At 59.4% G+C, this 601-nt stretch carries 1 protein-coding gene; it reads left to right on the forward strand.

Going from position 1 to position 601, the window contains the following annotated elements; all coding sequences use genetic code 11:
- Positions 1-448: 448 nt before the first annotated feature.
- Positions 449-601, forward strand: a 153-nt coding sequence (locus GSQ89_RS18075) for a transposase family protein (protein WP_174254892.1), incomplete at its 3' end; no start/stop codon positions are given.

Genomic DNA, 601 nt, shown 5'->3' on the forward strand with positions numbered 1-601 from the left:
GGCCTGCGGTCGGGCTACGCCCTCCCTACACCCCACGCCCGGGAAACCTTCTCATCCTGATTGACGGGGATTCTCACCTTGATTGTCGCGCGGCAGCCTGCAGTTAGTGCCGAGTATCCCGGACTTGAAGCATCGGCGTCTCCGCAGCTTCGCCAAGCCGTCCGTCTATCCCCAGCGCTTCTCCCGACATCGTCGGGGAGAGCCACGGGCAATGCAAATCCGCCCCAGCAACGACCGCTGGAAACCCTTATATGTCAGATGCTCCTAAGCGAATTCGGTTCCGCGAACCGGACAGCAGAGCGAATATTTGTATATCCCCATGTTTTGTTGTTACCGCTTATTGCGCAATTGGGATACGCCACACCCCAGGGCAATCGCTTGAAGGGGTGTGGGATTCCGGCGCGGTCTGAAATACGATTCTTAGGGGGCCTCGTACCATGAGGTTTCCATGTCCGAACCCGGTTCACCGTGCTTTCTGACCCGCTTCGCGGTGTTGCGGGATCCGCGCCAGGCGACGAAGGTGCTGTATCCGCTGGATGAAATCCTGTTGCTGATGCTCTGCGCCACGATCGCCGGCGCCGACGATTTCGTCGAGATCGGC

Origin of the sequence: Acidisphaera sp. S103, assembly GCF_009765975.1 — a bacterium.
Lineage (GTDB): Bacteria > Pseudomonadota > Alphaproteobacteria > Acetobacterales > Acetobacteraceae > Rhodopila.